We start from the raw sequence: 16509 nt of genomic DNA, 5'->3' as shown, positions 1-16509 counted from the left end.
GCCGTGCCGCGGCGTCTCGGCATTGAGGTGGTCCCGATGCTGACGCGACGACAAGACGATGAGGCGATCGGCTGGGTGATCCGGCTGAAGCACGGCTCTGCCGAGGATTGGGAGGCGTTCACCGCCTGGCTCGAGGCGGATCCGGCCAACCTCGCCGCTTATGAAGCGGCCGAGCTGGCCGATGCCGATGCCGGCATGCTCTCTCCGGCCGCCGCGGTCCCCGAGATCCCGCAAGACGTGTCTGCGGAACGCGCGGCGCCGCGGCTCCCCCGCCGCATGCTGTTCGGGACCGCGGTCGCGGCCGGGATCGCGCTGTTCGGTGCCTGGATCAGCATCGATGCCGGAGACGTCTACAGCATCGAGACCAGGCCGGGAGAGAGCCGAACGATCGCGCTCGACGACGGCAGCCGCATCGAAATCAACGGCGCCAGCCGCGTGACGCTCGACCGGGATCGGCCGCGCTACGCGGCACTGGATCGCGGCGAGGCCCTGTTCCGGATCGTGCACGACGAGACGCGGCCCTTCGAGGTCGATGCCGGCGAGTCCGTGCTCCGCGATCTCGGCACCGTCTTCAACGTGGTGCGGAGCGATCGCGTCCTCGAGGTTGCCGTGTCGGAGGGCGCGGTGCTGTTCGAGCCGGAGGGAGAGAAGAAGATTCTGCAGCCTGGCATGGCGATCAGCAAGGCCGCGGGCGAACCCGCGCGTGTGACGCGGGTCGCGCCGGACGCGGTGGGCGCGTGGCGCGACGGGCGGCTGGTCTATGCCGGGGCCGACGCGTCGCGGATTGCGGCCGATCTTTCGCGCAACCTCGGCGTCCCGGTCACCGTCGCAGGAAGCCGCCCGTTCAGCGGCGTGATCGTGCTCGACGGCAGCGACCAGGAAGTGCTCGGCCGCACGGCGGCCCTGCTCGGGCTCCGGCTCGCCCGCCAAGGCGAAGGCTGGACTATGCAGACGGGGACCGGTGCGCCTCGCTGAGACTCTCGTCGCCGCGATATGTCTGGTCTCGCTGGGCTCCGCCGCACAGGCGGGCCAGCGCCACCGGCTCGATCTGCCTGGCGGGCGCCTCGGCGATACCGCGGTCGCGCTTGGCCGCCAGTCCGGGATCAGCATCGGCATCCGCGATCCGCAGCTTGCCGCGCGAAGGGTCAAGGCGGTCCGCGGCAATCTCTCGGTCGACGAAGCGCTGCGGCGGATGCTTGCCGGGGCCGGCGCGCGGGCGGTGCCGCTCGGACCGCGCACCTGGCTGATCGTCGCCGCGCCGCCGCCCGCGCGGCCGGCGAAGCCCAGGCGCGTCGCGCCGCCCAGGGCCAGGCCGCTGCCGCGGACCGTCCTGCCGCCCGTCGAGGTGGCGGAGCAGGAGATCATCGTCACCGGCAGCAAGCGCCGCTTGCGGCTCGCCTTCTACCCGGGCGTCGCCACCCTGATCGACGGCAGCGACCCGGCGTTCGAAGGACCGCGCGGATCGGAGGGGCTGGTCGAGCGGGTCGCTTCGGTCACCTCGACCCATCTCGGCCCCGGCCGCAACAAATTGTTCCTGCGCGGGGTCGCCGATTCCAGCTTCAACGGCCCCACCCAGGCCACGGTCGGCCAGTATCTCGGCGAGACCAGGCTGACCTACAACGCGCCCGATCCGGACCTGCGCCTCCACGACGTGCAGCGCATCGAGATCCTGCCGGGCCCGCAGGGGACGCTCTACGGAGCCGGATCGGTCGGCGGGATCATCCGCGTCCTTCCGAACGCGCCCGACCTTCTCGACATGCAGGCGGAGATGGGCGGCGGCGCCTCGGCGACGCAGCACGGCGGCCTCGGCGCGGACCTCTCCGGGTTCGTCAACTTGCCGCTGGTCGAGGATCGCCTCGGCCTCCGCCTCTCCGCTTATGGCGAGAGCGAGGCCGGCTATATCGACGACCTCGCGCGCGGCCTGGACGACGTCAACCGCACCCGCACGGTCGGCGGCCGCGCCGCGCTCCGCGCCGCCTCGGCGAACGGCTGGACGATCGACCTCGGCCTCACCGGCCAGCGGATCCGCGGCGAGGATGCCCAATTCGCCGACCGCGATGGTCCGCCGCTCACCCGGCGCAGCCGCGTGCCGCAGGATTTCCGCAATTCCTATGGCCTCGCCGATCTGGTCGTGAGCCGCGACTGGGGCGATCTGCGCCTCGTCACGGCGACCGGCCTCGTCCGTCAGACGCTGACCGAGCATTACGACTCCAGTCGGCCGGACGGTCCCGCCACCCAGTTCGAGCAGCGCACCGAGGTCTCCATGCTCTCCGCCGAGACCCGCCTGACCCGCGACGCCGGCGAGGGGCGCGGCTGGCTGGTCGGCGCCAGCCTGATCAGCAACCGATCCGAGCAGACGCGCGCGATCGGCGCGCCCGGCGCGCTCCGTCCGATCACCGGAGTGCGCAACGTGATCGACGAGGCAACGCTGTTCGGAGAGGCGAGCATCGGGCTGCTGGACGGGGTCGTGCTCACCGGCGGTGGCCGTCTGTCGCATTCGCGGCTGTCCGGCGCGGCGCTCGACGTGCCGCTGACGTTCATGCCGCTGCTGCGCTCGATCCAGGCGAGCCGCAGCGAGACCTCGTTCCTGCCCTCGGCATCGATCTCGGGGCGGGTGACGCCGGACCTCACCCTCTTCCTGCGCTATCAGGGGGGCTTCCGTCCCGGCGGGCTCTCGGTCACGGGCGAGTTGGTCCAGCGCTTCCGCAACGACAAGGTGGCGACGGTCGAAGGCGGGGCGCGCCTGCGGCACGACGGGGTCCGTCCGTTCGAGGCGGCGGCGTCGCTCGCCTACACACGCTGGAGCGACATCCAGGCAGACGTCATCGACTTCGCCGGCCTGCCCACGACGACCAACATCGGCGACGGCCGGATCTACACGCTCGACCTGCGGGCGGCGTGGCGGCCGCTGCCAGGCCTCGGCCTCGACGCCGGAGCGGTGCTCAACGACAGTCGCGTGACCAATCCGGTGCCGACCGTGATCCTCACCCCGTCCGCGCCATTGCCGAACGTGGCGCGGGTCAACGCCCGTTTCGGCGCCGAATATCGCATGGCGCTGGCCGACGACCTGGATCTCAGGCTGACCGCGTCCGCCCGCTATGTCGGCAAGTCCCGGCTCGGCATCGGGCCGATCCTCGGCGAACCGCAGGGAGACTGGCTCGACACGCGGTTTGGCGCGCGGCTGGAGAGCGGACGCCACGCCTGGACGCTCGCAATCTCCAACCTCCTCGACGAGGAAGGGAACCGCTTCGCTTTCGGTTCGCCCTTCACCCTGGTCGACACGCGGCAGATCACGCCGCTTCGGCCGCGCAGCCTGCGTCTGGGCTGGGATCTGCGCTTCTAAAAAAAACGCGAGCGGGCGGTGCGGGTCCGCCGTGGCCACATCGTCATGTCCTTCGAAAGGGCGGTCCGCCGGGGGCGGCGCCCTCACCGACAAGAAGGATCATCATGCGTCACCTGCTCGCCTGCACCTGCCTGACTCCGATCGCCCTGCTCGCTGTCGTCGCCACCGATGCGCATGCAGAAACGACGATCGCCAGCAAGGTCACCACCGCCCAGAGGACGTCGACCATCAAGGCCGGTGCCGCGGACGATCTGCGTATCACCAGCGCCGGCTCGGTAGTGCCCACCGCTTCCGGCGCCGCGGTGACACTGGACAGCAACCACAAGGTCACCAACGAAGGCGTGATCCAGACGACCGACCTCAGCGACGTGACCGGCATCCTGGCGCTCGCCAACAATTCCGGCACGATCACCAACAGCGGTCGGATCGAGTTGCTCGAAGGCTATACGCCGGCGGATGCCGACAAGGACGGCGACAATGACGGCGCATTCGCCACCGGCGCCCGCCGGATCGGCATCCGGCTGGCGCCTGGCGGCACCTTCACCGGCAGCGTGGTCAACAGCGGCACGATCAGCATCGAGGGGAACGATTCCATCGGTATCGCCTCCGATGGGCGTCTCGCGGGGTCGCTCACCCAGAGCGGCACCGTCGCCGTGGTCGGGGATCGTGCGATCGGCGTGCGCGCCGGAGAGGTGACGGGCGACGTGCGCATCACCGGCGCGACCAGCGTGCTCGGGCTGAACTCGAGCGCCGTCACACTGGACGGCGACGTCGGCGGCGCCTTGCTCGTCCAGGCCACCGTCTCGGCCACCGGCTATCGCTCGGTGACGCCGCCGGCCGACGTCTCGAAGCTCGACGCCGACGATCTGCTCCAGGGCGGCCCGGCGATCCGTGTCTCGGCCGACGTCGCCAAGGGCATGGTGTTCGACGTTCCGCCCAAGGACGCCAGCGAGACCGACAAGGACGAGGACAAGGACGGGATCGAGGATGCGAAGGAAGGCAGCGCCGCCGTCGTCTCCTATGGCGCGGCCCCTGCGGTGCTGGTCGGCTCCTCCACCCGCAGCGTCGCGATCGGCGCAGTGACGGGCAATGCGAACGGCCATGGCATGGTGATCAACGGCGGCATCGCCGGCCGCGGCGTCTATGCCGGGATCGACGCCAATGCGCTGCTCGTGGGCGGGCTCGGCCAGGCGGTGACCGTCGCCGGCGGCATCACCGTCAACGGCAGCGTCGGCGCAATCGCCAACGCCGGCAATGCGACTGCCATCCGTGTGGGCGGCGGCGCCAGCGTCGGCGAGATCCGCGTGGTCGGGATCGTCTCGGCCGAGGGCGCGTCGACCGGCGCCACGTCGTCGCGCGCCATCGTCCTCGATGCCGGCGCGAACGTCCTCGCGATCCGCAACAGTGGAAGGATCGGCGCGACCGCCACCGCGACCGGTACGGCGGCGGCGATCGTCGACAACAGCGGCGGGCTTTCGCTGGTCGAGAACAGCGGCACGATCACCAGCGGCGCTGGTGCCGTCGAGCGCGCGATCGCGATCGATCTGCGCGCCAACGCCACGGGCGCCATCGTGCGCCAGACCTTGGTTGGACAGGGTGTTGCCGCCCCCTCGATTTCGGGCAACATCCTGTTCGGCGCCGGCAACGACCTGCTCGACCTCGCCGACGGCACGGTGAAGGGCAATACGCAGTTCGGTGCCGGCGCCAATCGGCTCGTCCTCGGCGGCGACGCGGACTATGCGGGCAATGTGACGTTCGGCGCGGGCGCCGACCGGATGATCCTCGCCGGCACCTCCGTCTTCAGCGGCACCGCCGATTTCGGCGGCGGAGCGGACACGCTCTCGCTCTCCGGCAGCGCGCGGTTCAGCGGCAGCCTGGTCAACGCCGGCGCGCTCGCGGTCGATGTGGCCGGGGGTACGCTGGAGCTGGGCAGCACCGGCAGCGCCGCGATCGGCGCGCTGAGCGTCGGCAACGGCGGCGTCCTCGGGGTGACGGTCGATCCCGCCGCGGGCAAGACGAGCCTCTATCAGGTCGCCGGCACGGCCGCCTTCGCCCAGGGCTCGAAGCTGCAGCTTCGCCTCGCCAGCGTCTCCGGGTCGCTGGGCAGCTATACCGTGCTCAAGGCCGGGACCCTCACCGGCACGGCGGGCCTGTCCTCCAGCGCAGTCCTGCTGCCCGCCTTCCTCAAGAGCAGCGTCGCCGCGAACGAAGCGGCCGGCGAGATCAAGGTCGAGATCGCACGCAAGACTGCGGCGGAGATGGGCCTGAACGGATCGGAGGCGGGCGGCTGGAATGCCATCTACTCGGCGCTCGACAAGGACACGAAGGTCGCCGGCGCCTTCCTCCAGATGGCCGACGCCGAGACGTTGCGCGACGCGATCCAGCAGATGCTCCCGGAGCATGCCGGCGGGGTGTTCGAGACGGTGACCCAGGGCTCGCGGGCGACGGCGCGGATCCTGCGCGACCCCGGCGCGCCCTATGTCGACGGCGGAAGCTGGGGCTTTTGGCTGCAGCAGGCCGCCTGGGGCACGTCGAAGGATCTGGGCGACACGTCCGCTTACGACATCGCCGGCTGGGGCGCCTCCGGCGGCGCCGAGATCGCGCTCGGCGGCGCCGGGCGGATCGGCGCCTCGATCGCCTATCTCAACGGCCGCGACGAGGGCGTGAACGGCAACGAGGTGCGCGCCGACCAATATGAGCTGGCGGCGCACTGGCGCGGCCAGTGGGGCGGCCTTCGCACCTATGCGCGCGGCTCTGCGGCGATGCTCAGCTTCGACGGGACGCGCAACTTCACCGGCACGACAAGCAGCGAGACGATCACCCGCACCGCCGCCGGAACGTGGGACGGCCGCCTCTATTCGGCCGCCGCGGGAGTCGCCTACGAGGCCGCATTCGGCCGGCTCAGCGTCAGGCCGCTGCTCGCCGTCGATTATTACCGCCTGAAGGAAGACGGTTATGCCGAGACCGGCGGCGGTGACGCCATGAACCTGGTCGTCGACGCGCGGACCAGCGACGAATTCGCCGGGGAGGCCTCGCTGAGCCTCGGCTATGCGCTGATTTCGCCGCGAGACGGTGAAAGCGGCTGGCTGCGCACGGAGATCGAGGGCGGCCGGCGGCAGATCCTCGGCGGCGAGATCGGCGCGACCACGGCGCGGATCGGCAGCGGCACGGACTTCACCCTTCTCCCGGAGCATCGCAGCGACGGCTGGATGGGGCGGCTCCGGCTGGCCGGCGGCAGCGACGATTTCTCGATCGCCGCGGAGGTCGGCGCCGAGGAGCAGCAGGGCCGCGCCGCCGTCTCCGGCCGGGTGGCGCTGCAGATCGGCTTCTAGGCACGAAGCGCCTCTCGCCGCGAGACGGGGGGCGCGACGCCGGCGCGTTCGACTGCCCACCCGAACGAGCCCCGCCCGCGCAGGCTTGACCCGCCCGGCGGGAGGCCGCACGCGGGGGGGATGACGAACCAGGATCGCGCCGCGCTGACGCCTTTTGCCCTGAGGCTGGCCGAGATCGCCCGTGGCGAGACGATGCACCGCTGGCACGAGGGGATCGGCGCCGCCGACGTCGAGGACAAGGGCGGGGGCGGTCCCGACTTCGATCCCGTGACCGACGCGGATCGCGAGGCGGAGCGCGCGATGCGCGCCGCGATCGAGGCCGCCTTTCCCGACCATGGCATTGCCGGAGAGGAATTCCCCGATCGCCCGGCGCGCGGGCCGTTCACCTGGAGCCTCGATCCGGTTGACGGCACCCGCTCCTTCACCTGCGGTCTCCCCAATTGGGTGACCCTGATCGGCCTGCTGGACGAAGGGCGCGCGATCGCCGGCGTGATCGACGTGCCGTCCCTCGGTGAGTGTTATTGGGGCGATGAAGGCGGGGGCGCGTTCGTGCGGGCGGGGCGGGAGGCGCCGCTCCGCACCAGCGGGCGCACCGACCTCGCCGAGGCGCGCCTGTCGACCACCGACCCCTACCTGTTCCAGGGTGCGGAGCGTGAGGCGTTCGAGCGAGTCCGCGCCTCGGTTCGCACCACCCGCTACGGCCATGACGGCTATGCCTATGCGCGTCTCGCCGCAGGAACGATCGACTTGGTCATCGAATCGCTGCTGAAGCCGCACGATTACAATGCGCTGATCCCGGTGGTCCGCGCCGGCGGCGGCGTGATCGGCGATTGGACCGGCGGCGAGGATTTCTCCCCGGGCAAGGTGATCGCTGCCGCGACGCCGCGCTTGTTCGATCAGGCCGTCGCGCTGATGCGGGACGCCGCCTGACGATGGCGGAGATCGTCAACCTGCGGTCGGCGCGCAAGGTCAGAGCACGGGCGCAGGCGGCGGAGCAGGCAGAGCGCAACCGCCATGCCTTCGGACGGAGCAAGGCCGAAAAGCGCGCCGCCCAGCGCGAGCGGGAGCGCTCCGAGGCGGTGGTCGACGGGGCGAAGCGCGATCCCGAGTGAGATGGCGGGCGCGGGCGGAGACCCGCGCCCTGCACTCACGAAAGCCCTGCATCCCAAAGGAGGAGGCAGGTAACGGCCACGATGCCGAGCAGCGCCAGGATGATCAGCCAGTCCTTGGTCGAAAGGGCGACGTCGGAGCCGTGGTCCTCCCTGAAAAGCGCGAGCTGCGCCTCCAACTCCTCGTTCGCGGTCACGAGGCCGACCTCGAGCGAGCGGCCGCTCTTGAGAAAACGCGCGATTTCGGTTGCTTCGTCGGCCGAAACGTTCGGATACCTTCGCAGAAGGGATTCCACGCGGCGGCCCCGAGTGCCGATGGCGCGCGTGTGGGACGGGTGGTTCGACATGTCCATGAATCATGATCCTTGCTTGTGCGCCTGCCGGGCGCGCAGGGGCGCTGCCTGGCAGGCTGTGAGGGGGGGAGGGCCGGCGCCTCGCGGACGTCGACCGGGAAGACGTCACGACGCGCGGGGCTTGCGCATCAGTGATGCGAGGCGGTCCTTCACCGCCAGGCGAAGCTTCTTGAGGCGCAGCAGTCTGAGGCTGTCGGGCAGCCGACGGCTCATTTCGCGCAAGATGGCGTCGTCCACCCTGCGGTGGATGCGGGTAAGGCGATAGGTTGCGGATGACATGGTGATCTCCAGCATGAGGGGCCCGCCGAAGGGCGGGTTCGTTTCCAGATGCCGCCGAAGCGGTGCTCAGGCTGCCGGAGGGGCTCGCGCGCGATAGGCTGCGGGGGCCGGCGTCGCCGGCGGCGACGCGGCCGAGACGATGCACGCGCTGGTCGGATAAGCGACGGTGCGGGTGGCGATCTGCGGCGGCGACGGCGGCAGGAATGCCTTGGCTTGGTCGGGTGCCGCCTGATCGGAGAGTGTCGCGCGCTCCGCGGTTCGGAGGAGCGAGGGCGAGGCGCCGGGGCGTACGGCGCCCAGACGCGCGGAAGTGTCGCGGACGGTGCCGCCAAGCTGCGGGCTCACGCCGAGAAGCAGGCAGAACAGGACGAGGAGCGCCGCAAGCGGCATCGCTCTGTCCGTCCGATCCGTCCTTCCAGCCACCGTCACTCGCTCCTCGATCATCCCAGAATTTCGAACTCTAACCGAAGTGGGCGGCGAGCGTTTCCACGGGTTTTTGAGGTGGGGCGCGACCGCCCGCGCTTTCAGCAGACGGCGTCGAAGATCGCATCGGCGAGGGAATCGGGCGGCACCCCGTTGCGCTCGGGCGCGTCGAGCCTGCGGCGCCCGAGCAGCTCTCCGTTCGCGTCTCGCTCCTCGCTTTCGAGAACGTAGACCGCTCGCTCGCTGCAGGCGTAGACGACGCGCTGGTCGATCCGTGCCGGCTTGCCGCGGCGCACGAAGCGCTGGCGGAGGGCAATGCCGCGCGGGTCGCTGGCAAGGGACTGCTCGTCCACTGAGGCGGCCGTGCCATCGGTGGCGACGGCGATCTCGACCCAGCTTCCGCTGCGCTCGTCTCGAGAGGGGATCGCCTTCAGTGCAGCGAGGCCCGCGCCGGCGGCGGCAAGCACGAGCGCCGGCGCCCACACGCGGGCGCGCCTGCGGCGCCGGCTCAAGAATTCGTTCCCGCCGCCCATGGTGCCAGCCAGCCGACGAGCGCGAACACGGCGCCGCCGATCAGGGTGACCGCAAGCACCGCGGCCAGGGTAAACTCCCCTGCGAAGCACCGATCCGAGCGGAACTGGCCCGGGTTCGTCCCGATCACGCCGGCGGCGAGGATCGAGCCGGCGCCGGCGGCGTAGATGGCATATTGTCCTATCCCGGCGCCGCGCCAGCCGAGCCAGGCGGGCAGGACCAGCCAGGCGGAGATCCAGCACGCGGCTTCCACGAGACAGGCGAGATCGGCCCAGTCGTTGAGCCGATCCGCGGCGATGGTGCGTCGCATTGCTGTCTCCGTGGCCTTGGTCCGACGTCTTTCTACGCGCACCGCCGCGGGAGCGTTTGCACGGGTTTTTCACACGCAGGGACAATCCGGCGGGGCCGCGACCAGCATAAAAATCCCATGGTAACGGTTGGGCCGCGCTTGCGGCTAGCGGGGTCCGGAACGGCCGGCGTGTGTCGGCAGACGAGAGGAAGACGATGAATGCGAGGCGCATGCGCATCCTGATCGCCACCGGCGTGCTGGCATTTTCTGCGGCCTGCTCGAACAAGCAGGCGGAGCAATTGCCGCCGGCGCCCGTGGGAAGCGACGGGGCCGCGACGGCCGCGAACGGACTCCAGGCCGAGGGGATTCTGGACGCGGCCGAGCGGCTGCGGCGCGACTTCATCGCGCAAGTCGGGTCCGACACCGTCCATTTCGTGACCGACAGCCATTTGCTCGACGCTCGGGCGCGGCAGATCCTCGACGCTCAGGCAGCCTGGCTGCTTCGCCAGCCGACCGTCAGGGTCACGATCGAGGGCCATGCCGACGAGCGCGGCACGCGCGAGTACAATCTGGGGCTCGCCGAGCGGCGCGCCAATGCGGCCAAGAATTATCTCGCGGCGCGCGGTATCGCCGCATCGCGGATGAACGTGATCAGCTGGGGCAAGGAACGTCCGGTCGCGCTCGGCTCTGACGAGGCGTCCTGGGCGCAGAACCGGCGGGCCGTCTCGGTTGTCGTGCAGGGCTATTGATCTGGATTGCGCGTCGCCGGGACCGCCACGCCGCGTGGGCGCCTGACATGGCGGGGCGCGCGATCGCGCTCGTCGTCCTGGCGTTCGCCGCCGGCTGCGGAGGCGTCGAGCCGGTCGATCGCAATGCGAGCGTCGAACTCGCGGCGTCGGCACCCGCGCACGAGGCGATCCGCCCCTATGTCGCCAGCAGCCCGATCCGGACCTGTCCGCAAGCGGCCGACTTCGAGGCGAGCATCGCCCAGTTCGTCCACGGCAACCCGACCCACCCGCTTCCGGCCCGCTGCACCACGCTGCCGACCGGCTCGACGGTGCTGCTCAGCGCTCCCGGACGGCGGCCGCGCATCGAGCATCTCGGCTTCGCCGTCGAGCAGGGCGCCTTGCCGGGCGGCGCCGTGATCTGGTCCGATCAGCTCAGCGACGACTACATGCGACCGAGATGAAAAACTCGCGCGGCGCGGCGGCATAAAAAAGCCGTGCTAACTGCCGGCGGCGGCAGCCTTCATGAAGGGCTCGGCCGCGCCAGCCCGATCGGCGCGGCCGGTGATGGGGGCATGCCCCCACGTCGCCCCCATCACCGTTCTAGCGACGAGAGGAAGCTGCCCGTGAAGCTCGCGATGATCCTCCCAGCCGCGCTTATGGGCGCGTGCGCGGCCCAGCCCGACGTGGGGCGCGGACCGATCGCCACCTTCGCGTGTGAGGCGGGGCGCTCGTTCGACGTGGAGTATCTCGACGGAAGCGTGCTTGTGACGGCGGACGGGACGACGTACCGGCTCGATCACGGTCGCTCGTCGATCGGCAGGAAGTATCACTCGGAAACGGTCTACTTCATCGCCGACGACGATCGCGGCGTCCTGGTCGGCGCCCCGGGCGGGCCGTATCGCAGCTGCAGGGAGAAAGCAGGCCCCGCTTGACCGGCAGAACGACGATCTCACGAGAGCAGGCGGTGCCGGCGGAGCAGGTGCCGGCCGCGGGGCTGCGCGGCGAGCGCGAGACGTGGGGCTTCCGCACGCTCGAGGAGCAGCGCGCGCCCGCAGCTTGGATCGGGATCGCGATCTTCATCCTCGTCACGGCGACGGCGGTCTTCTCGCAGCAAATCGGACGGCCGATCACCGCGGCGATCGTCTATCTGCTGGGGGTGACGATCGTCGGTGGCCTGCACGGAATGCGCGGCGGCCTTGCCGCCGCGCTCGCCGCCTCGCTGATCTACAATTTCTTCATCTCCGACCCGGTGTTTCGCTTCAGCCTCACCTCGGCGGAAGAGCTTGTGCCTTTGCTTGCCTTCAACCTCAGCGCTGCGGCTTCGGCCGCCCTCGCCGGGCGGCTGCGCGAGCGCGCCGTCGCGGCCGAGACGGCCAACCGCCGGGTCAATGCGCTGCTGGACGTGAGCCGCGGCCTGCAGGCCGCCGCCCAGGTCGAGCAGATCCCCGCCGTCATTCATGGCTTCGTCACGGCGCGGGGGAGCAGATCGTCCGAGCTTTACCACTACACGAACGGCGAGCTCGTCCCGATCGATGCCGATCGTGCCACCGGCCTGGCGTTGGCAGAAACGCTGCTGGCGCGCGGCACGGTCGATCTCGAAATGGCGGGCAATCGGGCGATGCTGCTCTCCACCGGCGCCGGCGCGGTTGGGGTGCTCATCCTCATCGGCTTCGCGCCGGACATGAGATCGGGCCAGCAGCAGGACCTCGCCGCCTTTCTCAATCTTCTCGGCATCGCTCTCGAACGCTGCCTGCTGCTCGAGCGTCTCTCGGAAGCGGAGCTCGTCCGACGCTCCGAGATGTTCAAGACCACGCTCTTGTCCTCGGTGTCGCACGACATGCGCACGCCGCTCGGCGCGATCTCGGCCTCGGCGAGCAGCCTCCGGCGCTATGGCGACGCACTCGCAGGGGACGTGCGGGCCGATCTCATTGCCACGATCGAGGAGCAATGCGGCCGCCTCAACCGCTACACGGCCAATCTACTCGGCCTGGTTCGCCTGCAATCGGGAGTCGATGCGGCCGCGTTCACCGAGTGCGAGGCGCTCGAAGTGCTCGGCGCGGCGATCTCGCGCGCTCGCGCGACGGCCGGCGGCCGCGAGATCGCGAAACATTATGCGTTGGCCGGAGCGATCGTCCGAGCCGATCCGGTGATGCTGGAGCAGGTCTTCTACAATGTGCTGGAGAACGCCATTCGCTACAGCCCGGCGGATACCCCGATCGAGGTCAGCACCTCGGCGTCCGACGGGCAGCTCCGCGTCGCCGTTTCGGATCGCGGTCCCGGTATCGCGGCGGGCGACAGCGCGCGGATCTTCGAGCGCTTCTATCGCTCGTCGACAGTCGCACATCAAGAAGGCAGCGGTCTCGGCCTGTCGATCGCCAAGGGCTTCACCGAGGCGTTCGGCGGGACGATCCGGCTTGCCGAACCGGGCGATGCGCCGGGCACGACGGTCGAGATCATCCTGCCGGCCGAACGGATGGAGTGAGGGATCGTGAGCAGCCGCATCCTCATCCTCGACGACGAGCCGGCGATCGCGCGGGTGCTGCGACCCGTGCTCGAGGCGACCGGATCGACCGTCTTCACCGCTGCGAATGCCCAGGAGGGCCTCCGCGCCGCCAGGGACAATGCCGTCAATCTCGTTCTCCTCGATCTCGGCCTGCCCGACGCCGATGGGAAGGAGCTGATCTCAAGCCTCCGCGGCTTCGGCGAAATGGCGATCATCGTCATCTCGGCCCGGCACCAGGGTACCGAAAAGGTCGCCGCGCTCGACGCGGGCGCGGACGATTATGTCGACAAGCCGTTCGACATCGAGGAGTTGATGGCGCGGATCCGCGTCGCCGAGCGGCGTGTCGCGCCGGAGGCGCGGCGGGGCGGCCTGGTCAGGGCCGGCGAGCTCACCGTCGATCTCGCCGCGCGCGAGGTCCGGCTGATGGGCGAGGAGATCAAGCTCTCGCCGAAGGAATATGATCTGCTGCGTGCGCTCGCCGAGCATTGCGGGCAGGTGGTCACCCACCGGCGGCTGCTCCTCGCCGGCTGGGGGGATCCGGCGGCGGATCCCCAATATCTGCGGAGCTACGTGGCCCTGCTCCGGCAGAAACTGGAGGAGGACCCGGCGGAACCGCGGATCCTCGTCACCGAGCCGGGGGTCGGCTACCGACTCGCCGGCTGAGCGACCGGCGCCGGCGCTCAGAACTCACCGGCGACCCCGACCTTCACGGCCGTGCTGCGGCCGCCGCCGTAGGAGAAGCCGGCGGTGATCGCGACCGGCTCCTCGGTATCGAGCCGGTGGGCGAGCGCGCCGCCGATCGCTTGCTCCCCCCGGTAGGCGGCGCCGTTCAGCACGTAGGCGGTCCGGCCGGGACCGGAGGGCATCGGCGCGGTGCCGATCGCGATTGCCGTCGCCACGCCCTGACGCATCTCGCGCCGGTCACGTCGCATGCGATCGTCGAGCCGGCCGATGGCGTCGGGGCCGAAATCCGACAACGCGAGATTGCCGCCCGGATCGGCGGTGACGAAGCGCAGATCGCCGGACTGGGCTGCGGTGCTCGCCGCAGAGCCGATGCCGGGAAGCGTGTAAGTCGAGGCCGCGTTGCCGAGCGCCACCTGGCCTGTGCGGCTTGCCGAGGCACCGTCGCCGATCGCCACGCTGCCGGCAGCGGATGCGTTCGCCGCCCGTCCGAGTGCGACCGCCGATTGCCCCTCGGCGACGCTGTCGGCGCCGATCGCCACCGCGCCGAGTCCTGCCGCGCGATTGTCGGCACCGATCGCCACCGCGCCGCGCCCGGTCGCCACGTTGGGATCGCCGATCGCGACCGCCCCCGGGCCATCCGCGATATTGCCGGCGCCGATCGAGACGGAGGGGCCGCCGGTCGCCCGTGCGCCGGCACCGAAGGCGACCGAGCGATCGCCGCTCGCGACGGCGCCGCTGCCTATCGCGATCGCATTGCTACCGGAGGCGAGAGCGGCGGGGCCGCTGCCGTTCACCTCCAGATAGGCGGTGCGGGCGAGCGCCCGGTCGGCCGTGGACTGCGCCGCGGCGGCGTTGTCGACCGCGTTGCGGGCAAGGGCTTGGGCGAGCTGTGCGTCGATCGCGGCGTCGCCTGCGGCCTGCTCGGCAGCCTCGGCCTGTGCCTTGGCGGTATCCGCGGACTGCTGCGCATTGGCCGCGTTGGCGAGGGCCGTCTGGGCCGTCACGGCGGTGACCGCGCCGCTCGCCGCCGCCTGCTCGGCTATGTCGCGCGCCTCGTCGGCACGCGTCTGGGCTGCAGCAGCCTCGTTGCGCGCCGCGGCGGCCTCTCCTGCGGCGAAGTCGGCGCGCTGCCTTGCCGTCGCCGCATTGGCGATGGCGGTGTTCGCCGTCAGCTGAGCGGCGGCAGCCTCCGTCCTCGCGGTGTCGGCCGTGGTCTGGGCCGCTGCGGCGTTGGCCATCGCCGTGTTTGCAGTGCCCTGCGCGGTGGCGGCATTGGCGAGGGCGGTGTTGGCGGTGTTCTGCGCCGACGCGGCATCGTTCACCGCCGTGTTGGCGGTGTTCTGCGCGCCTGCCGCGTTGATCAGCGCCGTGTTCGCCGTGCCCTGCGCCGCGGCGGCGTTGATGAGGGCGTTGTTCGCATTGGTGAACGCCGTGTTGGCGGTGCCCTGCGCCGCGGCGGCGTTGGTGAGGGCGTCGTTCGCATTGGTGAGCGCGGTGTTGGCGGTGTTCTGCGCCGCAGCGGCGTCGATGATCGCGTCGTCGGCGGTGTCCTGCGCCGCCATCGCCTCGTCGTGGGCCGTGTCCGCCGTCGTCTGGGCCGTGGCGACCGCCTGGTTCGTGGTGTGAAGCTGGGTGCCGTTGACCGCGTCGGTGCTCGTCGTGGAGAGCGTTCCGGCGGCAACCTGGACGATGCGTCTTTGCAGGCCCGCATTGCCGATCGAGACCGTATAGTCGGCCCCTGCGACCGAGCCGTTGCCCAGCGCGATCGCCTGGGTTCCCGTCGCCAGGGCCCCGACTCCGATCGCCGTCGAGCCGAGCCCGTAAGCATGGGACACGCGGCCGAGCGCGGTGGCGCCGTCGTTGACTGCTTCCGCCTCGGCGCCGATCGCCGTGGTGGAATCATGGTTGGCGACGGCGCGAAAGCCGAAGGCGGCGCCGAGGTCACCGGTGCCCAGGCTCCAGGTGCCGACTGCCGTGGCGCGGTCGCCGAGCCCTCTCGCGGCGCCGCCGATCGCAATTCCGTGGATCGATGTGGCCGCAGTCTCGTCCGGATCGACCACGCCGTTGCCGTTGCCGTCGTACCAGCCGCCGACGGCGACCGAGGCGGTCCCGGACGCCGACGCCAGCCTGCCGATGGCGATGCCGCCGCCCGACGAGGCGGATTCACCGAGCGCGACCGCACCCCGCGTCGAGGCGAACGCCGAGAAGCCGAGCGATATCGCGCGGTCAGCGCCGGCGGAGCTGTTGGCGCCGAGCGAGATCGCGCCGGCGCCACCGGCGTTGGCGAAGGAGCCGACGCTCACGGCTTCGGTGGAAGCCTGAGACGAGTAACCGAATGCCGAGCCGCTGGAGCCGTAAGCGGAGGAATTTGCGCCGAAGGCCGATGAATATTGGTCGAAGCTGTCGTCGCCGGCGCGGGCATTGGCCCCGACCGCGGTGCCGGAAAAGGCGTTGACGGTCGTGCCGAAGCCGATGCTCACGCCGTTGGCATTCAGGCTGCGGGTGAATTCGCCCGAATCCCGGATGCCGTCATTGTCCAGGTCGAACCAGCCACCGATCGCCACGCCACGCTGGTTGCTCGACAAGGCTTCGCTGCCGAGCACCGCGCTGCTTTGCGCCGCCCAGCTGTTCCATCCCACGGCGGTCCCGTTGGTCGCCGCCTCCGAATTCTGGCCGAATGCGCTGCCGTGCGTGCCGGCCAGCGCGTCATCGCCGACGGCGGTCGCCTGGTCGCCTGCCTGCGCGCCGGTCCCGCAGGCGACGGAATCAACCCCGCTCACCGATCCGGATCCGCAAGTCTGCGCTGCGGCCGGGTCCGAAAGAAGCAAGCCGGACGCGAGAGCCGCCGTCGCGGCGGACAACAGCATTCCCGATCGCAACGGCCGTGCAGCCAAAGCACCAATGATCATCTCGTCCGTCCCCTCGAAACGCGCTC

16 protein-coding genes are annotated in these 16509 nt (G+C 70.7%); 10 read left to right on the top strand and 6 right to left on the bottom strand.

The genetic code is table 11. From position 1 onward, the window contains the following. Positions 1-36: 36 nt before the first annotated feature. The 5 genes from E2493_RS09240 to E2493_RS09220 all read left to right on the top strand — a co-directional run bounded on the left by E2493_RS09240 (position 37) and on the right by E2493_RS09220 (position 7787). Complete coding sequence (locus E2493_RS09240) at positions 37-975, top strand: FecR family protein (protein ID WP_135085997.1); 939 nt, start codon at positions 37-39, stop codon at positions 973-975. Next, positions 962-3343, top strand: a complete 2382-nt coding sequence (locus E2493_RS09235) for a TonB-dependent receptor domain-containing protein (RefSeq protein WP_135085996.1) — start codon at positions 962-964, stop codon at positions 3341-3343. The genes E2493_RS09240 and E2493_RS09235 overlap by 14 nt, the downstream gene beginning before the upstream one ends. A 104-nt stretch (positions 3344-3447) precedes the next feature. Next, positions 3448-6675 (top strand): autotransporter outer membrane beta-barrel domain-containing protein, encoded by a 3228-nt coding sequence (locus E2493_RS09230; protein ID WP_135085994.1) that lies wholly within the window; start codon positions 3448-3450, stop codon positions 6673-6675. Positions 6676-6795: 120 nt separating this feature from the next. Continuing rightward, positions 6796-7605: an inositol monophosphatase family protein gene (locus E2493_RS09225; protein WP_135085992.1), complete on the top strand. Its 810-nt coding sequence runs from the start codon at positions 6796-6798 to the stop codon at positions 7603-7605. 2 nt (positions 7606-7607) lie between these two features. Then, entirely contained in the window at positions 7608-7787 is a 180-nt protein-coding gene (locus tag E2493_RS09220) for a DUF4169 family protein (protein ID WP_135085990.1), read from the top strand. A gap of 35 nt (positions 7788-7822) precedes the next feature. Here E2493_RS09220 and E2493_RS09215 read toward each other — a convergent pair whose 3' ends face one another. The 5 genes from E2493_RS09215 to E2493_RS09195 all read right to left on the bottom strand — a co-directional run bounded on the left by E2493_RS09215 (position 7823) and on the right by E2493_RS09195 (position 9680). Next, positions 7823-8137 (bottom strand): hypothetical protein, encoded by a 315-nt coding sequence (locus tag E2493_RS09215; RefSeq protein WP_135085988.1) that lies wholly within the window; start codon positions 8135-8137, stop codon positions 7823-7825. Positions 8138-8242: 105 nt separating this feature from the next. After that, positions 8243-8431 carry a DUF465 domain-containing protein gene (locus E2493_RS09210; protein ID WP_225421283.1) on the bottom strand — a complete coding sequence of 63 codons (189 nt, stop codon included), beginning with the start codon at positions 8429-8431 and terminating at the stop codon, positions 8243-8245. Positions 8432-8482: 51 nt separating this feature from the next. Then, positions 8483-8839 (bottom strand): hypothetical protein, encoded by a 357-nt coding sequence (locus E2493_RS09205; RefSeq protein ID WP_135085986.1) that lies wholly within the window; start codon positions 8837-8839, stop codon positions 8483-8485. A gap of 101 nt (positions 8840-8940) precedes the next feature. Then, positions 8941-9351, bottom strand: coding sequence for a hypothetical protein (locus tag E2493_RS09200; protein WP_225421281.1), 411 nt, complete (start codon positions 9349-9351; stop codon positions 8941-8943). Continuing rightward, positions 9348-9680, bottom strand: a complete 333-nt coding sequence (locus E2493_RS09195; protein ID WP_135085982.1) for a hypothetical protein — start codon at positions 9678-9680, stop codon at positions 9348-9350. Before E2493_RS09195 ends, E2493_RS09200 begins: the two co-directional genes overlap by 4 nt. A 194-nt stretch (positions 9681-9874) precedes the next feature. Between E2493_RS09195 and pal the strand changes: the two genes are divergently transcribed. The 5 genes from pal to E2493_RS09170 all read left to right on the top strand — a co-directional run bounded on the left by pal (position 9875) and on the right by E2493_RS09170 (position 13553). Then, entirely contained in the window at positions 9875-10408 is a 534-nt protein-coding gene (gene pal, locus E2493_RS09190; RefSeq protein ID WP_135085980.1) for a peptidoglycan-associated lipoprotein Pal, read from the top strand. A 47-nt stretch (positions 10409-10455) separates the two neighbouring features. Beyond that, complete coding sequence (locus E2493_RS09185; protein WP_135085978.1) at positions 10456-10848, top strand: hypothetical protein; 393 nt, start codon at positions 10456-10458, stop codon at positions 10846-10848. 162 nt (positions 10849-11010) lie between these two features. Next, positions 11011-11319 carry an MliC family protein gene (locus E2493_RS09180; protein WP_167737459.1) on the top strand — a complete coding sequence of 103 codons (309 nt, stop codon included), beginning with the start codon at positions 11011-11013 and terminating at the stop codon, positions 11317-11319. Next, complete coding sequence (locus E2493_RS09175; protein WP_135085974.1) at positions 11316-12869, top strand: sensor histidine kinase; 1554 nt, start codon at positions 11316-11318, stop codon at positions 12867-12869. The genes E2493_RS09180 and E2493_RS09175 overlap by 4 nt, the downstream gene beginning before the upstream one ends. 6 nt (positions 12870-12875) lie before the next feature. Continuing rightward, on the top strand, positions 12876-13553 hold the full coding sequence (locus E2493_RS09170; RefSeq protein WP_318531690.1) for a response regulator: 678 nt from the start codon (positions 12876-12878) through the stop codon (positions 13551-13553). Between the two features lie 17 nt (positions 13554-13570). Here the strand turns inward: E2493_RS09170 and E2493_RS09165 are convergent, their stop codons facing one another. Next, complete coding sequence (locus E2493_RS09165) at positions 13571-16354, bottom strand: hypothetical protein (protein WP_135085970.1); 2784 nt, start codon at positions 16352-16354, stop codon at positions 13571-13573. Between the last annotated feature and the right edge of the window lie 155 nt (positions 16355-16509).

The sequence above is a fragment of the Sphingomonas parva (ex Maeng et al. 2020) genome, assembly GCF_004564275.1.
GTDB lineage: Bacteria > Pseudomonadota > Alphaproteobacteria > Sphingomonadales > Sphingomonadaceae > Allosphingosinicella > Allosphingosinicella parva.
Note: the sequence above shows the minus strand (reverse complement) of the source record. Positions and strands in the feature narration are given on the sequence as shown.

Bases quoted from the DNA above. Each gene is read 5' to 3' on its own strand.
- E2493_RS09230 (WP_135085994.1), top strand. From the start codon at position 3,448: ATGCGTCACCTGCTCGCCTGCACCTGCCTGACTCCGATCGCCCTGCTC.
- E2493_RS09240 (WP_135085997.1), top strand. From the start codon at position 37: ATGCTGACGCGACGACAAGACGATGAGGCGATCGGCTGGGTGATCCGG.
- E2493_RS09220 (WP_135085990.1), top strand. From the start codon at position 7,608: ATGGCGGAGATCGTCAACCTGCGGTCGGCGCGCAAGGTCAGAGCACGG.
- E2493_RS09195 (WP_135085982.1), bottom strand. From the start codon at position 9,680: ATGCGACGCACCATCGCCGCGGATCGGCTCAACGACTGGGCCGATCTC.
- E2493_RS09225 (WP_135085992.1), top strand. From the start codon at position 6,796: ATGACGAACCAGGATCGCGCCGCGCTGACGCCTTTTGCCCTGAGGCTG.
- pal (WP_135085980.1), top strand. From the start codon at position 9,875: ATGAATGCGAGGCGCATGCGCATCCTGATCGCCACCGGCGTGCTGGCA.
- E2493_RS09185 (WP_135085978.1), top strand. From the start codon at position 10,456: ATGGCGGGGCGCGCGATCGCGCTCGTCGTCCTGGCGTTCGCCGCCGGC.
- E2493_RS09215 (WP_135085988.1), bottom strand. From the start codon at position 8,137: ATGGACATGTCGAACCACCCGTCCCACACGCGCGCCATCGGCACTCGG.
- E2493_RS09210 (WP_225421283.1), bottom strand. From the start codon at position 8,431: ATGCTGGAGATCACCATGTCATCCGCAACCTATCGCCTTACCCGCATC.